General features: G+C 37.8%; 22 protein-coding genes, 14 tRNA genes, 1 pseudogene and 1 riboswitch. Of the genes and pseudogenes, 24 read left to right on the top strand and 13 right to left on the bottom strand.

Annotated features, from left to right (window positions below; all coding sequences use genetic code 11):
* The first annotated feature begins 39 nt into the window (after positions 1-39).
* The 17 genes from AB3I42_RS09525 to yqeK all read left to right on the top strand — a co-directional run bounded on the left by AB3I42_RS09525 (position 40) and on the right by yqeK (position 4594).
* Positions 40-128, top strand: a tRNA-Ser gene (locus AB3I42_RS09525).
* Between the two features lie 12 nt (positions 129-140).
* A tRNA-Glu gene (locus tag AB3I42_RS09520) sits at positions 141-212 on the top strand.
* A 13-nt stretch (positions 213-225) separates the two neighbouring features.
* A tRNA-Val gene (locus AB3I42_RS09515) sits at positions 226-298 on the top strand.
* A gap of 9 nt (positions 299-307) precedes the next feature.
* Positions 308-380, top strand: a tRNA-Asp gene (locus tag AB3I42_RS09510).
* A gap of 33 nt (positions 381-413) precedes the next feature.
* A tRNA-Phe gene (locus tag AB3I42_RS09505) sits at positions 414-489 on the top strand.
* Position 490: 1 nt separating this feature from the next.
* Positions 491-571: transfer RNA gene (locus AB3I42_RS09500), tRNA-Tyr, on the top strand.
* Positions 572-577: 6 nt separating this feature from the next.
* A tRNA-Trp gene (locus AB3I42_RS09495) sits at positions 578-651 on the top strand.
* Positions 652-653: 2 nt separating this feature from the next.
* Positions 654-726 (top strand) — tRNA-His (locus AB3I42_RS09490).
* A gap of 9 nt (positions 727-735) precedes the next feature.
* Positions 736-807 (top strand) — tRNA-Gln (locus tag AB3I42_RS09485).
* A 37-nt stretch (positions 808-844) separates the two neighbouring features.
* Positions 845-915 (top strand) — tRNA-Cys (locus tag AB3I42_RS09480).
* Positions 916-936: 21 nt separating this feature from the next.
* Positions 937-1021, top strand: a tRNA-Leu gene (locus AB3I42_RS09475).
* A 61-nt stretch (positions 1022-1082) separates the two neighbouring features.
* Positions 1083-1155, top strand: a tRNA-His gene (locus tag AB3I42_RS09470).
* Between the two features lie 9 nt (positions 1156-1164).
* Positions 1165-1236, top strand: a tRNA-Gln gene (locus tag AB3I42_RS09465).
* An 8-nt stretch (positions 1237-1244) separates the two neighbouring features.
* Positions 1245-1329, top strand: a tRNA-Leu gene (locus tag AB3I42_RS09460).
* A gap of 228 nt (positions 1330-1557) precedes the next feature.
* The gene (locus AB3I42_RS09455) at positions 1558-1698 is read left to right on the top strand and encodes a hypothetical protein (protein ID WP_158000815.1); all 141 of its coding nucleotides are present in this window, start codon (positions 1558-1560) and stop codon (positions 1696-1698) included.
* Between the two features lie 399 nt (positions 1699-2097).
* Entirely contained in the window at positions 2098-3111 is a 1014-nt protein-coding gene (locus AB3I42_RS09450) for an acyltransferase (RefSeq protein WP_325830136.1), read from the top strand.
* A 958-nt stretch (positions 3112-4069) separates the two neighbouring features.
* Positions 4070-4594, top strand: coding sequence for a bis(5'-nucleosyl)-tetraphosphatase (symmetrical) YqeK (gene yqeK, locus AB3I42_RS09445; RefSeq protein WP_368022460.1), 525 nt, complete (start codon positions 4070-4072; stop codon positions 4592-4594).
* Positions 4595-5013: 419 nt separating this feature from the next.
* Here yqeK and tenA read toward each other — a convergent pair whose 3' ends face one another.
* The 5 genes from tenA to AB3I42_RS09420 all read right to left on the bottom strand — a co-directional run bounded on the left by tenA (position 5014) and on the right by AB3I42_RS09420 (position 9188).
* Entirely contained in the window at positions 5014-5697 is a 684-nt protein-coding gene (tenA, locus tag AB3I42_RS09440) for a thiaminase II (protein ID WP_010737296.1), read from the bottom strand.
* 4 nt (positions 5698-5701) lie between these two features.
* Entirely contained in the window at positions 5702-6340 is a 639-nt protein-coding gene (gene thiE, locus AB3I42_RS09435) for a thiamine phosphate synthase (RefSeq protein ID WP_081125480.1), read from the bottom strand.
* Positions 6324-7145, bottom strand: coding sequence for a hydroxyethylthiazole kinase (gene thiM / locus AB3I42_RS09430; protein ID WP_010737298.1), 822 nt, complete (start codon positions 7143-7145; stop codon positions 6324-6326). The genes thiE and thiM overlap by 17 nt, the downstream gene beginning before the upstream one ends.
* 4 nt (positions 7146-7149) lie before the next feature.
* Positions 7150-7953, bottom strand: a complete 804-nt coding sequence (thiD, locus tag AB3I42_RS09425) for a bifunctional hydroxymethylpyrimidine kinase/phosphomethylpyrimidine kinase (RefSeq protein WP_010737299.1) — start codon at positions 7951-7953, stop codon at positions 7150-7152.
* 75 nt (positions 7954-8028) lie between these two features.
* Positions 8029-8127, bottom strand: a riboswitch (TPP riboswitch).
* Between the two features lie 113 nt (positions 8128-8240).
* The gene (locus AB3I42_RS09420) at positions 8241-9188 is read right to left on the bottom strand and encodes a sugar-binding transcriptional regulator (RefSeq protein ID WP_010737300.1); all 948 of its coding nucleotides are present in this window, start codon (positions 9186-9188) and stop codon (positions 8241-8243) included.
* Positions 9189-9434: 246 nt separating this feature from the next.
* On the opposite strand from AB3I42_RS09420, the gene AB3I42_RS09415 reads away from it, so the two are divergent.
* From AB3I42_RS09415 to AB3I42_RS09390, 6 genes and pseudogenes are all read left to right on the top strand, one after another.
* Entirely contained in the window at positions 9435-9968 is a 534-nt protein-coding gene (locus AB3I42_RS09415; protein ID WP_010737301.1) for a PTS glucitol/sorbitol transporter subunit IIC, read from the top strand.
* A gap of 24 nt (positions 9969-9992) precedes the next feature.
* The gene (locus AB3I42_RS09410) at positions 9993-11030 is read left to right on the top strand and encodes a PTS glucitol/sorbitol transporter subunit IIB (RefSeq protein ID WP_010737302.1); all 1038 of its coding nucleotides are present in this window, start codon (positions 9993-9995) and stop codon (positions 11028-11030) included.
* Between the two features lie 15 nt (positions 11031-11045).
* Positions 11046-12119 (top strand): zinc-binding dehydrogenase, encoded by a 1074-nt coding sequence (locus AB3I42_RS09405; RefSeq protein WP_010737303.1) that lies wholly within the window; start codon positions 11046-11048, stop codon positions 12117-12119.
* Positions 12116-13111: a 2-hydroxyacid dehydrogenase gene (locus AB3I42_RS09400; RefSeq protein WP_181933662.1), complete on the top strand. Its 996-nt coding sequence runs from the start codon at positions 12116-12118 to the stop codon at positions 13109-13111. Before AB3I42_RS09405 ends, AB3I42_RS09400 begins: the two co-directional genes overlap by 4 nt.
* A gap of 40 nt (positions 13112-13151) precedes the next feature.
* Positions 13152-14399 (top strand): annotated as a pseudogene (locus tag AB3I42_RS09395) (NAD(P)H-dependent oxidoreductase).
* A 15-nt stretch (positions 14400-14414) separates the two neighbouring features.
* A complete protein-coding gene (locus tag AB3I42_RS09390) occupies positions 14415-14777 on the top strand; it encodes a PTS glucitol/sorbitol transporter subunit IIA (protein ID WP_368022459.1) in 363 nt (120 codons plus the stop codon).
* 155 nt (positions 14778-14932) lie between these two features.
* On the opposite strand, the gene AB3I42_RS09385 is transcribed toward AB3I42_RS09390, so the two are convergent.
* The 8 genes from AB3I42_RS09385 to celB all read right to left on the bottom strand — a co-directional run bounded on the left by AB3I42_RS09385 (position 14933) and on the right by celB (position 22400).
* A complete protein-coding gene (locus tag AB3I42_RS09385) occupies positions 14933-15934 on the bottom strand; it encodes a DUF916 and DUF3324 domain-containing protein (RefSeq protein ID WP_202605293.1) in 1002 nt (333 codons plus the stop codon).
* Between the two features lie 10 nt (positions 15935-15944).
* Positions 15945-16358 (bottom strand): WxL domain-containing protein, encoded by a 414-nt coding sequence (locus AB3I42_RS09380; protein WP_256870114.1) that lies wholly within the window; start codon positions 16356-16358, stop codon positions 15945-15947.
* Positions 16359-16598, bottom strand: a complete 240-nt coding sequence (locus tag AB3I42_RS09375; RefSeq protein ID WP_368022458.1) for a hypothetical protein — start codon at positions 16596-16598, stop codon at positions 16359-16361.
* Positions 16574-17932, bottom strand: a complete 1359-nt coding sequence (locus tag AB3I42_RS09370; protein WP_306690486.1) for an adhesive domain-containing protein — start codon at positions 17930-17932, stop codon at positions 16574-16576. The genes AB3I42_RS09375 and AB3I42_RS09370 overlap by 25 nt, the downstream gene beginning before the upstream one ends.
* 458 nt (positions 17933-18390) lie before the next feature.
* On the bottom strand, positions 18391-18999 hold the full coding sequence (locus AB3I42_RS09365) for an alpha/beta hydrolase (RefSeq protein ID WP_193797468.1): 609 nt from the start codon (positions 18997-18999) through the stop codon (positions 18391-18393).
* A 63-nt stretch (positions 19000-19062) separates the two neighbouring features.
* Positions 19063-20037 (bottom strand): VOC family protein, encoded by a 975-nt coding sequence (locus tag AB3I42_RS09360; protein ID WP_034867486.1) that lies wholly within the window; start codon positions 20035-20037, stop codon positions 19063-19065.
* A gap of 157 nt (positions 20038-20194) precedes the next feature.
* Positions 20195-20914, bottom strand: coding sequence for a GntR family transcriptional regulator (locus AB3I42_RS09355; protein ID WP_010719615.1), 720 nt, complete (start codon positions 20912-20914; stop codon positions 20195-20197).
* 214 nt (positions 20915-21128) lie between these two features.
* Entirely contained in the window at positions 21129-22400 is a 1272-nt protein-coding gene (celB, locus tag AB3I42_RS09350; protein WP_368022457.1) for a PTS cellobiose transporter subunit IIC, read from the bottom strand.
* Between the two features lie 153 nt (positions 22401-22553).
* Here celB and AB3I42_RS09345 point away from each other — a divergent pair, with 153 nt between their 5' ends.
* Entirely contained in the window at positions 22554-23951 is a 1398-nt protein-coding gene (locus tag AB3I42_RS09345) for a glycoside hydrolase family 1 protein (RefSeq protein ID WP_368022456.1), read from the top strand.
* Positions 23952-24181: the final 230 nt, after the last annotated feature.

Below are 24181 nucleotides of genomic sequence, written 5' to 3'. Positions count from 1 at the left end.
TCTCATTTATGAGAAAGAGTAATGAGCTTCTTTCACTCTGGAGAGTTGTCCGAGAGGCCGAAGGAGCATGATTGGAAATCATGTAGATGGTTCACGCTGTCTCAAGGGTTCGAATCCCTTACTCTCCGTAGCATTTTCCTGGCCCGTTGGTCAAGCGGTTAAGACACCGCCCTTTCACGGCGGTAACACGGGTTCGAGTCCCGTACGGGTCATTAATTGAAAAATGGAGGTTTAGCTCAGCTGGGAGAGCATCTGCCTTACAAGCAGAGGGTCAGCGGTTCGATCCCGTTAACCTCCATAATGAACTGGTTCCGTGGTGTAGGGGTTAACATGCCTGCCTGTCACGCAGGAGATCGCGGGTTCGATTCCCGTCGGAACCGTCATTCTTTTTCAATTAATACATTTTAAAATTTGGCGCGGTAGCTCAGTTGGTAGAGCAACGGATTGAAGCTCCGTGTGTCGGCAGTTCGATTCTGTCCCGCGCCACCATGGAGGAGTAGCGAAGTGGCTAAACGCGACGGACTGTAAATCCGTTCCTTAGGGTTCAGTGGTTCGAATCCACTCTCCTCCATTACATAGGGGCATAGTTTAAAGGTAGAACAGCGGTCTCCAAAACCGTTAGTGTGGGTTCAATTCCTGCTGCCCCTGCCATGGCGAATGTGGCGAAGTGGTTAACGCACCGGATTGTGGCTCCGGCATTCGTGGGTTCGATTCCCATCATTCGCCCTTCTTTATTGGGGTATAGCCAAGCGGTAAGGCAAGGGACTTTGACTCCCTCATGCGTTGGTTCGAATCCAGCTACCCCAGTTCTATAATTTCATTTATAGATTGAAAATAGTATAATGGCGGTATAGCCAAGTGGTAAGGCAGAGGTCTGCAAAACCTTCATCACCGGTTCAAATCCGGTTACCGCCTTAGTACTAATAAAATCAACTTGCCGGCGTGGCGGAATTGGCAGACGCGCTGGACTCAAAATCCAGTGCCCGTTGAGGGCGTGCCGGTTCGACCCCGGCCGCCGGTATTGACTAAGATGTACTCATCTTAGTTTTTTATTGAGAAATAAAATAACATTGTTTATAATGGCGAATGTGGCGAAGTGGTTAACGCACCGGATTGTGGCTCCGGCATTCGTGGGTTCGATTCCCATCATTCGCCCTTTCTTATTGGGGTATAGCCAAGCGGTAAGGCAAGGGACTTTGACTCCCTCATGCGTTGGTTCGAATCCAGCTACCCCAGTTTTTTACGCCGGCGTGGCGGAATTGGCAGACGCGCTGGACTCAAAATCCAGTGCCCGTTAAGGGCGTGCCGGTTCGACCCCGGCCGCCGGTATCATAATGAACTCCTAATGTGTCTTACATTAGGGGTTTTCTTTAGCTCTTTGTCAATAAGAACTGATGCGTGGTGTAAAAACAAATCTGGGTCAGAATGAACCTCATTCTGTCTCAGATTTTTTTGTTATAGAGCCATTTTCTTTTTGAAGCGTTGTCCTACTCTCTATACAGAAAATCATTCCACATCATGAAAAGAACCGTACCTACTGCCGTATAAGATGCTAAAATGAATAGAGGTAATGAAGATGAAGAAAACGTTTTTCTGTCTGATGACTTTTATGAGTTGCTTTCGCTACTGCAAAGAGCAGAAAATGGTCCTTATCATTCATTATCATTGGTGAGGGTCCTACAGGGATTCAAACGTTAGATAGCCTATGATTTTTCTGGCTTCTAGATATAGTGAAAGTCGTTTTTACCCACTCATCTGTGTTTGAAATAATTCATCTAATCAAACTGAGCCAAGAAAATACAATAATGGTAATCATCTAATTTTAAAAAAATAGGGATCTATCTATTGTTTTTTTGAATACCTCAATAGTTTAAAATTGCTCCCGCTCTATACAATTATGAATTAAATGAATTGGACTTTAGTCTAATGTTTTTTACATTAATCAATACTATAATTAATATAGTATTGTGGATTTAAGAAATTAAAGAGGAAAGAGAAAATATAGATGTTAGAGTTAATTATCTCCAAATTTTTTTTGGTACATATTCTATTTTTATTTCTAGCCTATTAAAGTCAAATTTGCTTGTTGGAGGGATTATGGATAATAAGAATCAAAAACTATTTATTGCTCAGTTTATTGCAACAATTTGTGTTGTTGTTATTCATTGTGGAACCATTACTAATCACCCGATAGTGCATTTTTTTCTAAAAAGTATGGTTTGTCGTATTGCTGTTCCATTCTTTTTTGTAAATAATGCATATTTCTTTCGGATAAATAGTAATAGGGAAGGCTATTCGAAGATGTGGCTAAGAAGAATAGTACGTCTATATACTATAGTGTTTTTGTTGTACATTCCGTTTGGTGTTCAACTGTTACAAGATACAGTTGATATTCAGTGGAATTTATGGTCAATATTATTGGCATTGGTAGTTAGTTTCCTATATACTGGAAGCATCTATCACTTATGGTATTTTCCTGCTTTGATAAGTTCATTAGCTATAGTTAAATATATGTTTCAAAGATTTAGATATAAATGGATTTTTCTGGTTTGCTTTTTATTTTTTTCAGTTGGTTCCCTTGAAACGTATTCCTTATTTATATCAAATCCAATGGTCATATCAGTTATGGAAAAATACTTTAATATTTTTTTTACTACAAGAAATGGGTTATTCTTTAGTCCACTCTTTATTTCCATAGGATTTGTTTTGGCTGATAATGTACATAATTTAGAAAAGCATCGAAAGTTATTCATATATGGACTAGTCGCTGCGTGTTTTTTAGGAGGAGTCGAAGGGATAATCACATTTTATAATCAAGGAATCGATAAGAATTTTATGTATTTCACAATCCCTTTTATTTTTAGTTTGTATGGACTGTTGGTTATTTCTAAAAGTAAAATCAAAAGTTTTGAAAATTTAAATTCCTATAGTAAGAATATATTCTTGTTTCATATGATACTTATTCAAATCTTTAATATGAGGCATGGCGAAATAACACCTATAAATGGATTATTCCGCTTGATGTTAGGTGTGTTTGTTCCAATAAGCATTGTTTTATTTTACAATAAAATTGTGAAACAAATATCAATTTTTTACAAAATTAAAATGTGAGATGAATTGATGCAGCATATTTGTTTGATTATGCTGAATTAGGATTTAAGTCAGCAATCTTGTTTTGAAATAAATCATCTAGTTAAACTGAACTAAGAAAATACGAGATGGGTAATCATCTAATTAAAATAATCAGGGTTCTAGCTAAACCCCAGCCTTCGGGTATCATAGAACCACTAATGAATCTTACATTTTTGGTCTCTTTGTCAAATGATGTTGGTAAAGAAAATTCTTAGAATCATTTGGACACAAAGAAGAAAATTTCTTTCTGTTCTTTTTTGGTTAAAATAGTATTACCGTGACAGATAATATTCTAGTATCTCTAAAAACGAATAAACGGTGTTCAAAGAGCTGACCTTCGGCGATAAGTCAAAAAATCTCAAAACATGAGGAGCTATTTCGAGATTTTCATCCTTAATGCTCCTGCGATTACTCGTCGCAGTTTTTACTTGGTGAGCGCTCAGGTCAAGACACTCTTTTCACAACCTCATGAAATAATGAGAGAGAAGTAAGAAGTAGTTAGTCTCTAAGGATAAACGATTGCCTGTGATAGCTGGGTTATTAATAGGTAGTATGATAAAGTATGAGTAACATATAAAGGATGGTGAATCATATGAAAGTTTTTAAGTTTCTCGTTAAAATGTTCTTAGCTGTAGTAATTCCTGCTTATGCCACTTATGGTTTGTTATCTGATAGGAATAAGTCAGACAGTAAGAAATCAAAACGCACTTAGATTGATTTGATGATTTTATTCGTTGTACCCTGATCCAGGGGAATCGAAAAGCTAAAAAGGAGCAAAACTATCAGAGGATGGAATGATTGTCGAACTTTATTTTTGACCTTATTAATACATAATAATGTAAAGGCATTCATTGGGAGGTGAGTTAAAATAAAGAACATTATTGAGTATAAGATACCCTTTAGTTCTAAAAATATTGAAATACAAGTCAGAGAATTTTTGAATTATTATGAGAAAGATAAAACTGTCTTTCACTCGTATGAAGTAGCCAACAAGGCGAAAGAACTTGCAGAAAAGTTTAACGTACCAAAAGATAAAGCCTATCTTGCTGGTTTGTTACATGATATTAGCGTAATCATTCCTGATGATGAAAGGATAGAACTACAAAAGAGTTTAGGGGAGGAAGTTCTAAAAGAAGAAGAGAAACTACCTATGATTCTCCACCAAAAACAATCAGTATGTATAGCAAAAGAACTATTCAATATAAAGGATAGAGAAATATTATCAGCTATTGAATGTCATACAACGCTTAAAAAAAATGCTTCTAGTTTAGATAAAGTTGTTTTCATTGCAGATAAGATTAAATGGGATAGAGACCATAGTGCTCCTTATTTAAAACAATTGAACAAAGCTTTAGACATCTCTTTAGATCAAGGGTGTAAAACCTATATTGAGTGGGCTTTAACGGATATTTTCGTTTTACATCCTTGGCTAAAAGACGCAATGTGTGACTTAGGAATGTGAGTTTATGAGAAAATTCTATTTGGTTCAATAAAGAATTTGTGCTTTTTTATGATTATATTTTCGTCAGTTAATTTTATAGAGAGATTACTATTTTTTATGTCGAATGAGTGTAATCACCGATGAGGACTAGACAAACGGTTATTCTCAAAGCAGTAAAAGACATACACAATTTTACTTAGTAGTTTGGCGTGATCAAATAAGTTCTTTCAGATTGATGGGTTGAATAACTTCATCTTAGCGGTAGTGTAGTAGTTTTTTATAAAAGAATTAGGACCGATAGAATACTCTATCAGTCCTACAATGATTGAGTGTTCGTCTGGTCTAGAGACTAAAAGGTGAGTGTCCTAGACTTAACATGTTTTACTAGATCTGCTTTAAACGAAAGCAGAAGAAGTTGTCTACTGAAATCACTATACAATTTATTCTGATAATGGAATCAGATTCATTTCTTCATAATAAGACATTTCCCAAAAAAGATATTCAAATTCCAAACTGGAAATAAAAATTTGTTTTACTTTTTGTTGTTCCTTCGCACTTTTCATTTCGGCTAATTCATCCAACAGGTCAAACATCCACTCAAATGATTTTTCAAAACTAGGATCTGCATATAAATCAATCCAGGAGCGATAGGGGTTCTTTTCTAAACTCGATTGATATCGTTTTTTTAAACGACTCGCATAATCGTAATAGGTCCAAGCGCAGGGAAGGATAGCTGCGATGATTTCAGCTACACCTCCACTATGGCCGATCGCTAGCATATTTGTTGTATAAGAGCGATTGTAAAAAGAAGGTTGTACGGTGTTAAATTCTTCTTTTTCAATAGCATAATCCAACATATATTGGCGATGTAAGTCAAGTTCTGTTGCTAGAATACTGTATTGTGCTTCCACAAAATGAAACAATTGATGTTCATTGTCTGATTTGGTGGCAGCTAATGCGAATACTTTAGCATATTCAAATAAATACAAGTAATCTTGTAGTAAATAAAATTGAAATGTCTTTTTAGCAAGAATACCTTTTCCTAATTCTTGAATAAATGGATGATTAAATCCTTTTTCCCAGCTGTCATAAGCTTCGATTTTTAAATTTTTTGAAAATGACATTGATTTACCTCCCAATCGTCTGATCAATCAATCCTAAAAGTTCCTGACTGGCTTTTTTGATATCTTTTTTTGACAAAATAGCAGATACGACAGCAAAACCTTGAATGGGAAGTGAGTGAAAAGCTGGGATTGTTTGCTGATTGATTCCACCGATCACAATGATTGGAAGCGAGATTTGCGCACAGATTTTTTCTAATTCTTCAGTTGTGACATGCATTGCATCTGGTTTGGTATCTGTAGGAAACATTGCACCGACTCCTAGATAATCCGCACCATTTTTTTCTGCTTCGATGGCTTCTTCAACCGTTTGTACTGAAACACCGATTAGTTTATCTGGTCCAAGATGCTTACGAGCTATAGTTAAGGGTAAGTCATTTTGACCTATATGGAGACCGTCTGCATCACATGCCAGAGCAATATCAAGGCGGTCATTGATGATCAAGGGAACGTTATATCTTTTGGTTAATCGCTTTATCTGTATGGCTTCTTCGTAAAACTTTCTAGAATCTAACTGTTTTTCTCGGAGTTGGACAGCAGTAACGCCTCCTTCAAGTGCTTGTGAGACAGCTTCTAGCAGTGTATTGGTAGTGAACAAGAGTGGATCTGTTACTAGGTAGAGCCGGTAATCAATCATCGAATGCAATATAGTCACCTCGTTCTGATAAGGTTTGATCAGTTAGTTTACTTATTTCATCTATTAAATGAGTACGTAAACTACCTGTTCCGTTGGTTTTTGCCTTTTCAAAAGCTAATTCACCAGCAACACCCATTGCAATCACGCTACTTACGGTTGCTTCAAAAAAATCATCGGAATAACCACCACAAAAAGTAGCAATTAGGGAATCTAACATACAACCAGTACCAGTAACATGGCGCATTGCAGCACAACCATTTTTTACCTGCATCGTTCGAACACCATCTGAAACGATATCGATTGCGCCGGTTATGACGATGATACAGTGAAAAGAAGAAGCTAGTGTTCGTGCAATATTGATGACTTCAGTTTCTTTTTTTTGATTCACAAGCGAAGTGTCTACTCCTTTAGCTGAAGTTTGAATACCTGCTAGACAAAGGATTTCTGAATAATTTCCACGAATGACTGTAAAATGGATACTGTTTAATAACTTTTTAGTCACATCCATACGAAATTGAGAAATACCCACACCGACTGGATCGAATATGACCGGAATTCCATGCTTGTTCGCTTCTTTGCCAGCAAGAATCATCGAATCAACGGTTTGTTCATTCAAGGTTCCTATATTGAGAACGAGTGCATCCGTTTTAGCTGTTATTTCTGCTACTTCTTGAATCGCATCAGCCATTATCGGAGAACCACCAATAGCTAAAGTAATATTGGCACAATCATTGACTGTTACATAGTTCGTTAGATGGTGAACCAACGGATTGCATGCACGAATTTGTTGGATAATAGTTTCGAATGATGACATAAAATTACTCCTCTTCAACGGTATTTTGGTAAAGCGAGTAGAAATGATTCGTAGGACCATGTCCTTGACCGATCGCCAACGAATGTTGGATTGCAAGTGTAACGTATTTCTTTGCTTCACAGACAGCCTGCTCTAAGGATTTTCCTAGAGCTAATTCAGAAGCAATAGCAGAAGATAACGTACACCCTGTCCCATGAGTATTTTTGGTTTCGATTCGTTCTGCAGTAAAATGATAGACTTTCTTTCCATCAAAGAGCACATCGGTAGCTTCACCAGATTTATGCCCACCTTTGATTAAAACAGCTGTTCCACTATTTTCGTAGATGGTTCGTCCGACTTGTTCCATATCTGCTATTGATGAGATCGTACATTGTGCAATTTTTTCTGCTTCTGGGATATTAGGTGTAATCAAGTTAGCTAAGGGAAGAACTGTCTGGATCAGTGTATCAATCGCAGTTGGCTCCATCAACGCATTGCCGTTTTTAGCGTACATCACTGGGTCTAAAACAATATTTTGTGGTTGCCATTTTTTTAAACTTTCGGTCACTGCAAGCATTGTTTCTTGGCTAGAAAGCATCCCAATTTTTACAGCGTCGGGAAAAATGTCTTCAAAAACCGCATCCATTTGATCTTTGATGATTTGAGGGGAAATATCTTGGTAGGTCAATACACGAACCGTATTTTCAGCTACGACTGAGGTGATAACCGACATTCCATACACTCGATGAGCAGAAAAAGTCTTTAAATCGGCTTGTATACCCGCACCACCACTACAATCTGATCCTGCAATACTAAGCACTTTTTTCATCTGTGATCCTCCTTAAAATAGAAAAAGACATTCCCCTAGAAAGAAGAATGTCTTGTTTGTTTTGATTTCGCATCAACAAAAAGGACATTTGCTCCCTACGCTGGTATCAACCAAACAGGTTCAAAGGGTCAGGTTTTACCTTCTCAACGCAACAGCGTCCCCCTGCAAACAAAATCATATTTTATTACTTTTTAATCATAGCGGAAATAGTTAGGAGATTCAAGAGCAGATAAAGGAAACAGGTGAGAAGCGGAACTGCTCTTACGTAACTTCCGTTTTTGTCATTGCTAAATATCCATATGAATCAAGTGATCCGCAATGGTGTCGGTAGTAATGATGGAGTCAACCAGTTGATTTTTACAAGCATAATAGATTCCTTGCCATTTCGCATCATCATAAGCAATAGCGATGGTTTCAGGAATCGCTTTAAGCTCTTCAAGACTTAGGCCAACCACATGCTTATTGATTGGATGATTTACTTCTTGCCCATCTTTATCATAAAAACGGGAGTTGATGTCCCCAACTGCACCAATCCCTCTTAATTGTGCCATTTCTTTTTTATTAGTATACCCGATTTCTTCCATCGTGTTGAAATGATCAGGGGAGGAGATACCGACAAGTGCTAATTCGACTTTTTTGGCTTCAGAGAGAATTTTATCAATGTAGATATTACCTTCAAATTCTTGACGGATTATCTCATTAGAAACCAGTGCTGGAGTGTAAAGATATTTTGAAGAACCACGCGTCTTTCGAGCAAATTCATGGCAAAGTTGATTGGAGTGGATATCAAAATGATCATATCCCATGCCGCCAATTAATGGAATGAATGTTGTATCAGGATAATTCTCAAATGGAAATTGAGTAACTAAGCTTTTGATTGACTTTCCCCATGAAATCCCGATTGTTTTCGCAGCTGCAATCTTATCTTTTAAAGAAATTGCTGCAATTTGTCCAACCATTTTCTCGATTTCTGGATAAGATAGATTCGTTGTGTCCACCACTTTAACAAAAGATAAGGCAAATTTTTTCTCTAGTTCGGTTTCTAATTCAATGGCATAGATATTTTCACTATTAATAAAAAATTCAATGAAACCTGCTTTTCGAGCATCAATTAACCATTTAGAAATGAGTGAACGAGAGACTCCCATTTTCTTAGCAATCTGTGCTTGTGTCAGACCTTCTTTATAATATAAAGTTGCTACTTTCACCATGTTTCTTTCTTCAGACTTACTCATTTTTTCCTCCAATTGATCGTTTCACTCCAGTTATTCACTTCACTTAAATAGATCAAGTCGATCGGGTAATCATAACTGTCATACATTTAATAAAAAACATTTCCATTTTTAGTGTACTTTATTTTTTCAAAAAAATCAATTGACATTAATTTTGTCAAATGATATATTCTTGGTGTGGTATCATATGACAAATGAATTGTCTTTTGATAAAAGCGCGCAATTTGATCTTAAAAGGAGGAATGGGATTTGAATTTTCTGGTGAAGTTGTCAGATGGCTTTATGGGAATGTTTCAAGCTGGAGCAGATACTTTTGTTGGATTTTTAACGACGATCGTTCCGCTGTTGATTTCTTTGATTCTTTTTGTAAACGCTCTAATAAAAATTATCGGAGAAAAAAGAGTATTTGGATTCATGCAACGATGTACGAAATTCACGTTATTACGTTATACATTGATTCCGTTTTTAGCGTGTTTCTTTTTAACAAATCCAATGTGTTATACATTTGGACGATTTTTAAAAGAAGAACACAAGGCAGCTTACTATGATGCAACGGTGTCAATGCTTCATCCCATCGTGGGATTATTTCCTCATGCAAATTCAGCTGAACTATTTGTTTATCTTGGTGTAGCAGCTGGCTTTGGTAAAGTGGGAAATCAAAGTGAATTAGGTCTAAGGTATTTATTGGCTGCTTTTATGATTATCTTAGTACGAGGAATCATTACAGAAAAAATTGCTCGTTTCTTAACACAAAGAGAAGCAAAAAAAACAACAGAGGCATAGACGAAACTGAGAATGGAGGTAGAGATGGAAGCGAAAAAACTAATTATCCATAAAGGAAATGGAGGCTGGGGAGGACCATTAACCATTCCGTTAAATGATGAACGTAAGAAGTACGTTATCAGTGTAACCGGTGGTGGTATTCATCCCGTCGCTGAAAAGATTGCGGAATTAGCTGGGGTAACAGCGGTTGATGCATTTAAAAATCCAGTGGAAAAAGAAGAAACCTTGTGTGCAGTCATTGATTGTGGCGGAACAGCACGCTGTGGAACGTATCCAAGAATGAAGATCCCAACAATCAACGTAAAATTGCAAGCGCCTTCTGGGCCGTTGGCGAAATTTATGACAGAAGATATTTTTGTTTCAGGAACAACGATTACAAACATAGAAATTATTAGTGAAAGCGAAGCTGCACAAGTACATAATAAAGAAGATAAGAATGAAAAAACATCAAATATCAACACAAATAAACCGGAAACAACTACAGAAATAACAAAAGAAACCACTGAAAAGAAAAATCATAGCAATAAAAAAGGTGGGATTTTTGGCTTGATCGATACCATCGGACGTGGTGCGGGGAGCTTTATCAATATCATGTATCAAGCAGGGCGTGAAACGATCGATACCGTGCTAACAAATATTATTCCATTTATGGCTTTTGTTGCAACTTTGATTGGTATTATCAACTATACAGGAATTGGGGATATTATTGCGAAGTTTTTGTCACCTTTAGGCGGTAGCTTACTTGGCTTAGTTCTATTAGGTGCTATTACTAGTTTGCCGTTTTTATCTCCTTTATTAGCACCAGGGGCGGTGATTGCTTCGGTGATTGGTTTATTGATCGGAACAGAGATCGCTAATGGTACAATTCCGCCACATTACGCTCTACCAGCACTGTTTGCTATCAATTCACAAGTTGGCTGTGATTTTGCACCCGTAGGAATGACTTTGGGAGAAGCAAAACCAGAAACGATTTCTAATGGTGTGCCAGCTGTGTTGTTTTCGCGAATTTTAACTGGGCCGATCGCAGTTATCATTGCGTATGCCTTTTCAATTGGATTATAGAATAGGAGTGAAAAAATGCAACCTAAAAACATAACGTTTGGCTATTTAGCTGAGAAGAAGAATGCAAAGATCAAGGAAATACCGATGCCTGAATTGGCAGAAGATGAATTGTTAGTAAAACAAGAAGCTTGTAACATTTGTACAACTGACTATCAACAATGGTTAGGACTTAGAGAACATCAAGGCTATCCTATGGCTGGCGGACATGAATGTTCAGGAATTGTCATAGCAAAAGGCAAAGCTGTCGGCGATACCTACCAGATCGGCGATCGAGTCAGTGTACTTTATGATTATTGTGGTTACTGTGATGAGTGTAAATTTGGTGAAATTACGAATTGTGAAAACAAACGGCAATTTGGAAAGAATTATTCAAAAGAGTTTTATGGGATTTTTGGATTTGCGAATTATTTTGTTCGTAAAGCCAAGAGCTTCGTCAAGATGAGACCAACTTTATCTGCCTCAGAAGCTGCTTTTGTCGAACCCTTATCCTCCGTCGTTCAAAATATGAAAAAATTACGAATAGTGCCTGGGAAAGAAACGATCGTGATCATCGGTGGAGGAACAATGGGACTTCTTAATGGACTAACAGCACGAGCAATGGGCGCAAGGGTCATTATTTCTGAGGTCATGCCTAAAAAGTTAGCTCTGATCAAGGAATTAGGGTTTGAAGCGATTGATGCAAGTCAAAACGATCCAGTCCAAAAAGTCAAAGAACTCACAAATGGGAGAGGGGCTGACAGCGTCATTGTCGCAGTTGGATCAACTTTGGCGATGAATCAATCCCTTGAGATGGTGAAAGAAAAAGATGGGAAAATCTCGATTTATGCTGCGGGTTATCCTGCGCCTGAAATGGCTATCCAGCCAAATACGATTCATTATATGCGTCTCGAAGTGATCGGTACGTATGCTTCCACATTAGAAGATTTTTATGACGCAGCTACACTCCTAAATGAAGGGCGTGTCGATGTATCAAAATTGATCGAAACCAAAATTCCATTAATGGATATTCAAAAAGCATTCGAGATCGCTAGTACCCCAGGAAGCTACCGGGTATCAGTTGTATTAAATGAGGAGGGGAATAAAGAATGATCAAATGTTTAGCAATCGCAGATTTATTTATTGATCGAGAAATGATGGAAGAAGGCTTAAAAGATTTAGCGACAAAAGGAATTTCTGTAGACATCAAAGAATGGCGGCATTCTGATTTAGATAGTCTGCAAAAAGGTAATATCAAGATTGAAAAACATGGGTGTGATGCAGTCGAATTACCAGAGTATCTCTTAGAAAATATTGAAGAGTATCAGTGGATCATTACTCAATTTGCACCGATTGGTAAAAAAGTGATCGAACGGGCGGAAAATTTGGAATTAGTTGGCGTACTGCGAGCAGGTACAGAAAATGTCGCTGTTAGCTATGCCGAAGAAAAAGGAATTGCTGTTTATAATACTCCTGGCAGAAGTAAGACTAGTGTGTCGGAATTTACTGTTGGTTTGATTTTGACAGAAATTCGAAATATCGCACGAGGAAATCAAAAATTAAGAGAGCATCAGTGGCAAAAGTACTATCCTAATGGGCTATTAGCACCTGAATTAAAAGAGTCAACGATTGGGTTAATTAGTTATGGCGAAATTGGCCAACGAGTTGCTCATTTGTTGCGACCTTTTGGATGTAACATTCTTTTCTTTGATGATTATTTTGATGGTACGTCCCCTGATACTCAAGTTAGCTTAGAGGAACTGGTGGAAAAAGCAGATATCTTTTCGATGCATTATCGATTGACTCCTCAAACAAAACATATGATCAATGAGTCGCATTTCAAGAAAATGAAACCTTCTGCTGTTTTCATCAATAGTGCCCGTGCTGGATTAGTCAATGAGCAAGATTTGATTCAAGCATTAAGAAACAAAGAGATTACGGGAGCGGCAGTGGATGTTTTTGAACAGGAACCATTACCCGCAGACCATCCTTATCTAACATTAGATAATCTCACGATCACTCCTCATATTGCGGGCTCGACAATTGGTAATTTTGCCAATTCGCCTAAAATATTAGTGAACCGAATCTTTAGAGAATATTTATAAAAAAACATAAAAAATTGAATGAGTGGAGGAAATACATAAGATGACTTTATATGGTGAATTACAATTAAGAGAAAAAACAGGAAATCCAATCAAAGTGGGTGTAATTGGTGCAGGACAAATGGGCAGGGGAATGATTGCACAAATAGCGTCAATTCCAGGGATGATCGTAACAGGGATCAGTGACTTGTCCCTTGATTATGCACAAAAAGCGAAAGAAGCGTATCTAGCTTCGGCAAAAGTTAAAAATGATGTCCTTATTTCAACAGATGCTAAAGAAATTATTCACTCTGATTGGAATGAAGTAATCGTAGATGCTACTGGTGTACCTGAAGCAGGAGCAAAAATTGCGCTTGAAGCGTTATTAGCAAAAAAACATCTTGTCTTATTAAATGTTGAAATCGATATCACTATTGGACCTTTGATGCATAAACTCTATGATTCAGCAGGGTTGATCTATACAGGATCAGATGGCGATGAACCTGCAGCAACCACCGAATTATTTGAATTTGCTTCGTCTATGGGGATGGAAGTCTTAGTTGCGGGAAAAGGCAAAAATAATCAATTGAATATTTCCGCAAATCCGGCAACTGCTGAAAAAGAAGCTCAGAAATAACAAATGGCTCCTCACATGCTAGCTGCTTTCCAAGATGGAACAAAAACAATGGCTGAAATGAATCTTTTATCAAATGCGATTGGCTATATCCCTGACAAGGTAGGTATGCATGGTTTGAAAGGGGATCTAGATTCTGTCATTACTTCGTTAGATTTAAAAGAAAATGGTGGTGTCTTATCTCAATTTGGTGTAGTGGAATATGTGGATGGTTTAGCGCCAGGCGTCTTTGTTATCGTTAAGGGGCAAAATAGCGAAGTAGCTGAAGAAATGAATTACTTGATGAAGAAAGGGGAACGGGATCATCATATCTTATATCGCCCGTATCATTTAGCAAGTTTAGAAACACCAATTACGATTGCAAAAGCTGTCTTACAACAAGATCATGCCATTGTTCCATTAGGCGCCCCAATTTCAGAAACCGTTGCGGTAGCGAAAAAAGATATTCAACCTGGGGATCATTTAGATGGAATCGGTGGTTTTTGTGTCCGAGGAGTACTTGAGACCCACGAAGAAATGAAGCGAGAGGGACATATCCCGATCGGACTGATCTCTGGAGAAGTAGTAGCAAAACGTTTTATACGGGCGGGTTCTTTCTTAACTGAAGATGACGTTGAACTAGATGCCAGTACCACTGTTTGGCAGTTACGTCATTTACAAGATACGACGTTATCATAGAAGGAGGAGAAAACCATGCACACAACAAAGATTGTTGAGGTTGGTTCTTTAGTGGAAGAATTTGCGGCAGAGTACTTAATGATTCTTTTCGGACAACAGGTACCACCTGAATTAAAAGACATCTGTGTGGTCCATGACAATCATGAAACGGCTAAAAATGTCATCAAAACAGGGGATATACTGACCATCGGCAACCAAGAATATGAAATCAAAGAAGTTGGCAGTGAAGCCAATCATAACTTTGAAACCCTCGGTCATATCTCCATTTATTTCCGCACAGGAGAAAACGAAGTCTTGTCAGGAGCAATCGTTGTAGAGCCTCAAATCTTTCCAGAGTTTGCGATTGGGGATACCATCCGATTTGGAGAACCACAATAAGGAGCCGCTAGTTGTTGAAGAACGGCTGGGATTGTTCCTGATCGTAGTAAAGAACTAATGTGTTTGATAGTATATCAATAACTGCTAGATCAGAAGAAAAAAACTAACTCTGCCTCGTGAAAATTTAGGTAGAGTTAGTTTTTGTTTGATAACAGTTATCGTTTTTTCTTTTTTACAATATACAGTAAAAAGACAATAATGAGGACGAGAGCGAAAATAATACCTCCAGCTAGCCAAAGGAGCCAATTGTTTTGCGGCTCATCCTTTGTAGTAGATATATTTTGTTCATTATAAGTTGCAGCTGTTTTTTGCGAAATAGTAAAATTTATCTTTTGCTGCCAATTGATTTCCTTGTTTTTGACATTCGTCATTAGCTGATAGGTTCCTGGTTCGAATTCTTTTCCTTCTAAAAAAATCAAATAGTCCGTGCCGCTGTTAGGGGCGAACGAAATGGGTTGAGTCCCAGTTAGTACTGGGGTTTGTTGTTGTTCTTTTTTGATCTCATAGTGTATACGAGCACTAGATAGATAAGCAGCATTAGTATTTTCCAAAGTTGCTTTGATGGCATTTCTCTGGTTGATTTGGGTAGGTGCTGCTTTTTTTAGTTCTAAGTTCGGTTGGATTTTGTTTAGTTGTGTTTTAAGTAAGACAGCAATCTCCCGAGAAAAGACATGTTGGATATTTCCTTGTATATCTTTTTTTGGTTCTTCTTGGAGATAGAGCCCACCCGCAATTACTCCATCAAAATCTTTTTCTGGCATTTTGATGGTTAAAGGAATCTTTTTTTGTTCATGTCCCGCAAGAGTAAACTTTTGCTTATCAACAGAAACAATTTTCTCGATATCGATGGGCAAATTATTAGGACGATCTTGATTTCTACCAGAATATTCAACAACGCCTAGTTGATTGGTCTTTGCACGATTAAAGGACGGAATGATCGTGATCTCAGTTTCTTTTAGATTCGTGACTAAGACATTCAAAGTCGATTCCTGTCCAGGTTTTAGTTGTAGATCAAAATAATTGTCGTTTGTTGATGGTGTTGATTCATTGACTTGTATTTGTGCATCAAAACTTTGTAAGGATTCGCCGTAGATGTTAAGATTTCCCATCAGTAGAAAGAAGAAGGGTAGTATCCAAAACCACTTTTTCACGATCATTCCTCCTTTCTTAGTTGGTTGGACTGAATGAGAAAGTCCAATTTAATATAGTAGTATATTGTTCGGCTACTTTATTTGTATTCGCTGGAACAGATAAGCTGAATTGATTGATCGCTAGTGCAGTATCACCCGAGTTTTGACCTGCGGTTGCATCTAAAATCGTAGCATCTTGATTGAATACTTGGATCGCTAATTCATCGTTTTCATAGGCACTGGTAGGGGCTAATCCTAAGTTATTTGTAAGTGCGCCAAAAGATAAATTGAGCTGTGCACCTGATAGCTCAACATCATCCGCTGTTTTGAACTGGTCAGTTTGAGATAACTTAACTGTCCATGTAGCTGCAGGATTTCCTCGGTTGTCTCGAACAGCTACGGTTCCAGTAGTAGGTGTAGAGCCGGTTTGTTCACCTGTAGCAGTAGCAATCTAGTTTTCAGCAGCTGCAGTTTGCAAGGGATGATCCCCAAAGTCTAAATTAGTTGGTATACCGCCAGCATAGTCAAATTCAAGTGCGCCTTCCACATAGGCCACTTCTCCTTGGGTTTGTGAATCAGCAAAAACGAGAGAACTTGAAAACAAGCTGATCCCCAAGACAAAAAAGATAACGTTTTCTTTTTCATTTCTTCTTCCTCCTAAATAAATTACGGTGTATCCGATAAGAGCCATTCCACCATTGTTTGGTAGGTTCCCTTTGTTTTCAGACTTTCTTTGGGAACCGCTAATGAGAACTGATTGATTGCCAATTGGACTTGACCAGGATCAGTTACACCATTTAATTTGAGTAATGTTTGTTGCGTACCTATAGATAGAGGGACCATTTGATTAGCAGTACTTGTGATCCCAGTGATAGGAAAGGTAGTTGTTAAATCTGCTGTTGAGATTTGTAATTGGGACGTTAATTGATTGGTTCCGTTTTGCCAAGGACTAAGTTGTTGGACTTTTATTTGCCAATTTTTTACAACTGTCCGTGTATCAGTAATCGAAATCGATCCGGTAGTTACTTGATTGTTATTGGTGGCTACTAAGTGCTCATCCTGTTGGGTCTGGATCAAGTGCTGACCAAAGTTCAAGTGAGTCGGCAAGCTTGTGGTCTGCCAAGTGAGTGCTCCAGCTGAAAAATAAACAGGTGTTGTACCAGTAGTAGGTCCTAACTGAATCGTCGACTGATCTGTTTGAATAAAACCGCCCTTAAAATTAGCTGTTAGATCTTGGGTCAATTTGGGCGAAGATAAAAGAAATGGTAGCGAAACACTCGTATTACCTAAAATCGAAGCAGCAACCAAATTTTTACTATTATCAGAAGTTGGTGAATTTAAACTCGTAATAAATTGAGACAAAGCTGTGACAAAGGGGGACAATAATGTTCCTAAAACAGTACCAATCAGCGGTAAAGCTTGGACGATCGTTAATAAATTTTGAATCCGATTTTTTAATGTCATTGTCAGGATGGGTAATAGCCCTTGACTAATCGCTACGCCATACTGAGTGCTTGAGCGTGGGACGATAGCTAGAGTAAGATTCTGGGCACCAAAAGTTTCCGAACGTAATTCTGACAATGCCTGATTAACCGCTGTTTTATTTTGTGTGGAAACTAAAGGTGAGTTGACGATCAACGAAATCACAGAGGTTATGGTCGGCAAAATCAATTGTAAAGGGGACTGACTAAGTGGCACAGTAACAGTAGTTTGAACAGTCGCATTCCCATTAGGTTGGATATACCCGACCATTTCAGTCGGTGCTTCTAAAATGGCATATTTATCGCCAGTTGTGATAACACCAGCGCTGATGCCATTTTTTCCTTCAATGAGAAAAGTGACAGGGACATTTACTCGGTTTAAAAAAAGCGCATTTGGACTGGTTTGACTGTTATTAGTTGCGGTAGTCGTACCAAATAAATTTAACGAAACTGCTTGAACAACATTTGTTTGTGCAAGGACTGACAGAAGTGTCAATAACAGAAAGATTACTTGTTGAATCTGTTTTCTTTTTTTGTGAAGCATCGTGCCCCCTCCCTAATGAGTGAACCATATTAACTCGACAAAAAATTGGCGAACGCTAAAATGATTGCAACTCTGATTAATTAAACTATAGCAATTTTTCGGAAATCTAGCTAATCAAAAACTCATTTTTTTCTAATTTTTATAATAGAAATCCATATTCTACAGTTTTTTCAAATGAGGAATGTTTCTATTTATCTTTAATATGATGCGTTTAAAATGAGGGGGAGCCAAGAAGGATTTTCCAAAATGAAAATTAAAAGAGATGATTTGAGAAAAATGGATAGTTGGATCTAGCACTTACATCCATTTTTCTGTTTCGTGCGTAAAGGTCGAAACAAAAAAATACGCCCTAAAAATTGTCGTTTTCACGTACAACTTTTGGAGCGTACCTCATTATAGAGTCTTTGAAAAAGAGACTTTGAAAAAATAATCCGATGCATCACAACCTTCGTCCAATATTAGTTAACCGAAAGCGAAGAAAGCCAACTTTTTGCGGCAATTAATTCAGCCTTTGTTAATTGATGACCAGTAAACGTTTCTTGCAATGTGAGGTGAGCTTTTTGCATTTCAAAATCTTTGATCAGATTCGTAATCGCTATAGAGGAGACGATTGGATCGGTCTTGCTGTAAGAAAGCCAGATCTGAGTATCAGTCATTATTTTTGCTGGATAATTGACGTTTAAAGACATTGGATGAAAAAGGATTCCTTTTCGCAGCTCAGTATTTCTCGATAATAGCAAGTGAGCAGCGATATTCGCTCCATTGGAATAGCCTACGATCACCCAGTCATGTAACGAGATGTTTTCTTTTTGGCTAACTGCTGAGATTTCATGGTATAGAAGCGCTGTTTCTTCTGCTAAGCTCTGGTAATCGAATTGATTCAACCCATTCCGACGAAAGAAGCGATTCATTCCGTCTTCTTTGATTGAACCACGAAAAGAAAGAATCGTAGCATCCGGTTTAAGGAACTGGGCGGTTTCAAGTAAAGAATATTCATCGCCACCTGTACCATGAAGAAGGAGTAAATTTCTACTTGTTTGTTTTCCCGCTTGAAAAAAATATTCCATGATTTGACCTCTTTTTCTTGAAAGTTATGTTTCTTGAAAACGACTGTCTGGATAGAAAGAAGATCATTCTCGTTGTTGGTTGGCATCCTGAGTATCGAAGGGACGAATGTACGCTTCGATTTCTTCTCTTTTACTTTCGAGTTGTGGTGGGAGTGATAGTTTTTCGCCAGCTGTATCTGCTGATTCATCTCCAAAAAAACCAGGTCCATCTGTTGCTAATTCAAAGAGAACGTGGGTGGCAGCTAAGAAGTATTCTGATTGGAAGTAGAAGCGATCCACAAACCCTGAACTTGGTACGTTTATCTGATTGATCACATGGATCCAGTGACGTAAGGCTTCTTCATCAGCGACACGCAAGGCAAGGTGATGGATATTGCCGAATCCTTCGATTGCTTTTGGTAAATCTGCTCGCTGTTCAACAATGATGCTTGCTCCATTACCGCCTTGACCGACTTCAAAGAGCGAAAAAGCTCCTGTTTGATCAGTAAGTTTAAACTCTAAAGTCTGTTCTAATAGTAACTGTAATGGTTCCATTTGACTCACTCGGACAAAAACTGGACCCAAGCCTGTAATTGCATATTCTGATGGAATATTGCTGTTCTTCCAAGGAGTACCACCAGCAACACCTGTATTGTTTTCATCAGAAATCAATTGATAGAATTGATGGTCAAAGTCTTCAAACTCCAGATATTTTTTAGAAAAACGTTCCTTGATCGCAGAGTGAAGAACATTCTTTTCTTCAAAGCGTTTGAACCAATAAGTCAATGCTTCATCAGTTGGTACTCGAAAGGACACTCTAGAAATCGTATCCGTTCCTTTACTTCCTTGAGGTTGATTAGGAAAAGCGAAAAAAGTCATGTCAGTTCCAGGGGAGCCGTATTCATCTGTAAAATAAAGGTGATACGTTTCGATATCATCTTGGTTGATCGTTTTTTTTACTAAGCGCATTCCTAAAATATCCGTAAAAAAACGATAAATTTTAGTGGGACTTGAAGTCATAGCGGTAACATGGTGGATGCCTTTGATTTGAGTATCCATGGGAGTTCCTCCTTTGAACTTACAAAAAGTAAGTATTGTGTTAGTTACAGTATAGTGAGTGGAAACGTTTCTGGCAATTATTCTGTTTGACTCTGCTCTTTTGTAAACACCAAAAAATCCGTTTCACAATAGTTTCCTATTTTTGAAACGGATTTTTTTAGTTTGAACGGACATCAAGTAAGGAATAGTTGCGGACATCAAACCGATTTCTACTAGATGAATATTCGATGGGCTGACCATCTTTTAGATAAACGACTTGTTGCACATCCAAAACAGGATCTATTTCCGAACAATTCAAGTATTCCTGATCAAAGTGCGTACTTTTATCTGCTGAAATTGCTCGATAGGCGCCTGCAAAATGAAGATTTAGATCTTGGTGCAAGTAATCATAGATAGAAGAAAGCAGATGTTCTTTTTTTAGACCTGGAACTAAATGTACAGGCATAAATGTATGTTCCAAAATATAAGGTTCGTTGTCTAAAATTCGTAGACGGTGAATATTATAAACCGGTTGTTCGGCACCAATCATTAGTTTTTCTTGAATAAATGGGTTCGGAAACTCGACATCAAATTGAATGATTTGACTCGTCAGTGAACGATGACGACGCTTCATTTGATGACTGAGTCCCTCATACTCATTGGCAGGGGAGGTATCTTTCTCGATAAAAGGATGATCTAAAATTTTGGTTCCAGCCCCTCTTTGCGAATAAACTAATCCTTCCATAGCCAGAATATTGATGGCTTTTTTGATGGTCATTCGACTTGCGCCAAATTCTTCGACTAAAGTGATCTGATTAGGTAAAAAACTGTTTGGTGGATATTCTTTTGAACGGATTCTTTCCCTTAAAACATTTGCGATTTCTTCATATTTTGGCACGTTATTCACCTCGTATTGAGTATAACGAAAGTTATTTCGTTCGACAAGAAAGAAATAACGAAGTTTAGTTGTTGAATCACTCATTTCAATGAAACAAGCATGAACAAATCAATTCACATCATTCCATGTTTTGACTGTTCATGCTAGATTATAAAATTTACTTAATCTCTATTAGAAAGAAGATGATTTGCTTCACAGGTGAGTAGATAAGGCTTTACACAACGTCTAAATCAGGTTGTTTATCTAATACTTTTAAGAATGGGTACCAAATAAAAGCGACGATCACAAAATCGACTACTTGTAAGAGACCGCCTAGCCATGAATTGGTAGCTAAAACACCACTAGCAATGATCGGCACAGTCCACGGAACTGAAACACCAGTAGGCGGAGGAACGATGCCAGCTGCCATCATCAAGTAGTTGAACGTCGTCACGACCAAAGGAGCAACGACCCAAGGAATCAAAATGGTTGCGTTCAATACGATTGGTAGACCAAAAATTGCAGGTTCATTGACATTGAAGATTCCAGGTGCTAGCGCTAAACGACCAACATCACGGTATTGTTTTTTCTTCAAGACAAAAGCCATCAATAATACTACTGCTAACGTCATTCCAGAGCCACCGATACCAACGGTAAAGGTTTCCATAAATGGTTTTGTGATGATATGTGGTAGTTCTTTCCCATGCTGATAAGCTTCTAAATTATCAAGCATCAATGTATTCCAGATAGGGTCCATAACAGAATTAACAATAATTTGACCGTGAAGACCAAAGAACCACAAAAATTGAACAAAGAATAAGGCAATCAACGTGGCAGGTAAACTACTACCTAAACCAGTTAGAGGTTTTTGGATAACTTCATAGACTAAGTCATGAAGGTTCGCATTGAATACGCCAGTCATGACAGCGTTGATGATCAAGAAAACAGTCAATGTGACTACAGCTGGAATCAAAGCGGCAAAAGATTTCGTTACTGCAGGTGGTACGCCATCAGGCATTTTAATTTGCCAACCACGTTTGGTGATTCGACAGTAGATTTCCGCAGCTAAAAAGGCAGCAATCATTCCAATGAACATTCCTTTAGCACCTAGACGATCAAGTGATAGGACACCCGAAACTTCTTCACCACCAGCTGTTGTCATCACAAAAGGTGTGAGAATCAAAAAGCTTGCGAATGAAACAGCGCCACCAAAAATACCTTCTACATCATATGATTTTGATAAATAATAGCCGATACCAAATGTAACAAAAACGGACATGATACTCATCGTCGCATTTTGACCATTACCAAAAAGGGTGCTTAAAGTGCCTTTGGTACCATCACTGAAAAACGGTAGATTATTCACAACGACCACAATTGATCCAAACATTGTTAGCGGAAATGACAACATAAATGCATCCCGTAACACAGTTAAGTAACGGTTTTGCCCTAAAAGATTGGCTAAGAGCATAATTTTTTGAGAAAGTTTATCCATAAAACCATTCATTTTTTTCACCTCAAATTTATTTTGCAATCGATTACAAACGTAGTATAACGTCTGTCTGTTTAAATGTCTAGTCATTTTTATAAAAAGTATTGATTTATTTTCGGTGATTGTTTATGATTACGGTAATTACTAAAAGAATTGAGGGATTATGAAATGAAACACTACGATTTTCCAAAGAATTTTTGGTGGGGAACTGCCGCAAGTGGACCACAAACAGAAGGCAGAATCAAAGGAGATGGGAAAGGAGAAAACATTTGGGACTATTGGTATGATCTAGAGCCAGAAAAATTTTTCAATCAAGTTGGTCCTGAGAAAACCTCTCAAGTTTACACGAAATATCGAGAAGACGTTCAATTGATGAAAGAGACAGGTCATAATACTTTCCGAACATCCATTCAATGGAGTCGTCTATTCCCTAAAGGAAAAGGAGAAGTGAATCAACAGGCTGTATCATTTTACCGCTCATATTTTACAGAATTACTGGAGCAGGGAATTGAACCATTTGTCAATTTATATCATTTTGATATGCCTTTAGAATTACAACAAACGGGTGGCTGGTTGTCTCGTGATACGGTTGACGCCTATGTGGCCTATGCAAAAACCTCTTTTGAGTTATTTGGGGATTTAGTAAAGAAATGGTTTACCCATAATGAACCGATTGTTCCAGTAGAAGGCGGTTATCTCTATCAGTTCCATTATCCTAACCATATCAATCTAAAAGAGGCTATTCAAGTTGGTTTCCACGAAAATTTGGCAAGTGCCAAAGCAATTGAAGCCTATCATAAGATGGGACAAAAAGGAGAAATTGGAATCATTTTGAATTTAACTCCTAGCTACCCGCGAGACGAAACAAACCCTGAGGATGTCAAGGCTGCTAGAGTCGCTGATGCTTTTTTCAATCGTTCTTTTCTTGATCCTGCAGTAAAAGGAGAGTTTCCATCAGAGTTGGTTGCTATTGTGAAAGAATTAGCGATAATGCCAGAGATGGGGCCCGATGACTTAACGATTATCAAAGAAAATACGATTGATCTATTAGGAATCAATTATTATCAACCTCGGAGAATCAAGGCAAAAGAAACACCGCTTGATCATCAGAATGGACCAATGCCAGAAGATTATTTTGATTATTATGATATGCCTAATAAAAAAATGAATATCTATCGTGGTTGGGAAATTTATGAAAAAGGGATCTATGATATCTTGACGAATACGAGAGAGAACTATGGCAATATCAAATGTTATATCTCTGAAAATGGTATGGGTGTAGAAGGGGAAGAACGTTTCGTTAACTCGGAAGGCGTGATTGAAGATGATTATCGGATCACTTTTGTCACAGACCATCTGAAATATGTGCATCAGGCAATCCAAGAAGGAACGAATTGTGTGGGTTACCACATGTGGACTTGCATGGATAACTGGTCTTGGACGAACGCTTATAAAAATCGTTATGGACTGATTGCTGTCGATCTAAACCAAGACGGTAAACGGACGATTAAAAAGTCGGGCCATTGGTTTAAAACCGTAGCCATGAAAAATGGGTTTGAAGCCTAAAAAGTTTTGTAAATAGTTTTTAGAATAAAAACGAATGAAACTGGGACAAAAAGTTGTGAAGTACAAAGGTCATAATCGCAATAAACGATTTTATTATTTTTACCAATCTTCAGAAATTTCGGCTTATCTGCTCATTTCTTGAAAATAAAAACTTTTTGTCTCAATTTCATTGGTTTATTACATAAAAAATGGTAGGAAACAATACTAAAAAGCAGTGTGAACCGACACAG

Source organism: Enterococcus sp. C53, from assembly GCF_040887425.1.
GTDB classification, from domain to species: Bacteria; Bacillota; Bacilli; order Lactobacillales; family Enterococcaceae; genus Enterococcus_B; species Enterococcus_B hirae.
This window is presented reverse-complemented; position numbering and strand designations above follow the sequence as displayed.

Coding starts and splice junctions, on each gene's coding strand:
- thiD (WP_010737299.1), bottom strand. CDS start 7,953: ATGAAAAAAGTGCTTAGTATTGCAGGATCAGATTGTAGTGGTGGTGCG.
- AB3I42_RS09410 (WP_010737302.1), top strand. CDS start 9,993: ATGGAAGCGAAAAAACTAATTATCCATAAAGGAAATGGAGGCTGGGGA.
- AB3I42_RS09375 (WP_368022458.1), bottom strand. CDS start 16,598: ATGGCTCTTATCGGATACACCGTAATTTATTTAGGAGGAAGAAGAAAT.
- thiM (WP_010737298.1), bottom strand. CDS start 7,145: ATGTCATCATTCGAAACTATTATCCAACAAATTCGTGCATGCAATCCG.
- tenA (WP_010737296.1), bottom strand. CDS start 5,697: ATGTCATTTTCAAAAAATTTAAAAATCGAAGCTTATGACAGCTGGGAA.
- AB3I42_RS09360 (WP_034867486.1), bottom strand. CDS start 20,037: ATGGATACTCAAATCAAAGGCATCCACCATGTTACCGCTATGACTTCA.
- AB3I42_RS09385 (WP_202605293.1), bottom strand. CDS start 15,934: ATGATCGTGAAAAAGTGGTTTTGGATACTACCCTTCTTCTTTCTACTG.
- AB3I42_RS09450 (WP_325830136.1), top strand. CDS start 2,098: ATGGATAATAAGAATCAAAAACTATTTATTGCTCAGTTTATTGCAACA.
- AB3I42_RS09365 (WP_193797468.1), bottom strand. CDS start 18,999: ATGGAATATTTTTTTCAAGCGGGAAAACAAACAAGTAGAAATTTACTC.
- AB3I42_RS09400 (WP_181933662.1), top strand. CDS start 12,116: ATGATCAAATGTTTAGCAATCGCAGATTTATTTATTGATCGAGAAATG.
- celB (WP_368022457.1), bottom strand. CDS start 22,400: ATGAATGGTTTTATGGATAAACTTTCTCAAAAAATTATGCTCTTAGCC.
- AB3I42_RS09420 (WP_010737300.1), bottom strand. CDS start 9,188: ATGAGTAAGTCTGAAGAAAGAAACATGGTGAAAGTAGCAACTTTATAT.
- AB3I42_RS09455 (WP_158000815.1), top strand. CDS start 1,558: ATGAATAGAGGTAATGAAGATGAAGAAAACGTTTTTCTGTCTGATGAC.
- AB3I42_RS09370 (WP_306690486.1), bottom strand. CDS start 17,932: ATGCTTCACAAAAAAAGAAAACAGATTCAACAAGTAATCTTTCTGTTA.
- AB3I42_RS09405 (WP_010737303.1), top strand. CDS start 11,046: ATGCAACCTAAAAACATAACGTTTGGCTATTTAGCTGAGAAGAAGAAT.
- AB3I42_RS09390 (WP_368022459.1), top strand. CDS start 14,415: ATGCACACAACAAAGATTGTTGAGGTTGGTTCTTTAGTGGAAGAATTT.
- AB3I42_RS09345 (WP_368022456.1), top strand. CDS start 22,554: ATGAAACACTACGATTTTCCAAAGAATTTTTGGTGGGGAACTGCCGCA.